Source organism: Pseudomonas peli (assembly GCF_050563605.1).
GTDB lineage: Bacteria > Pseudomonadota > Gammaproteobacteria > Pseudomonadales > Pseudomonadaceae > Aquipseudomonas > Aquipseudomonas peli_A.
The window spans coordinates 1-264 of record NZ_JBNXUH010000401.1 but is presented as its reverse complement, the minus strand read 5'-3'; the positions used below and the strand labels follow the sequence as shown (position 1 = coordinate 264).

Genomic DNA, 264 nt, shown 5'->3' with positions numbered 1-264 from the left:
CGAGCACCCTCCAAGGCCTCGTCTCGTGGGGCGTCGTCAGCGGCGTCAAATATGTATAAGAGACAGCTGCTGCCSAGGCCCGCGTCAAGGCCGCGCCGGAACTGCTGGTGGACCACTTTACCCAGCTGTTCAGCGACACCCTCTATGGCCTGGAGCAGATTGCCGAGCTGGTGGTCGGGCTGAAGGATTTCGCTCGCCTGGACCGCGCCATGCGCGAGGAGGTCGACCTCCATGCTGTCTCTTCTCCACATCTGACGCTGCCGC

At 63.5% G+C, this 264-nt stretch carries 1 pseudogene; it reads left to right on the top strand.

The window, feature by feature from the left end:
* Positions 1-65: 65 nt before the first annotated feature.
* Positions 66-264 (top strand): annotated as a pseudogene (locus ACQ4LH_RS22100) (hypothetical protein); the annotation flags it as partial.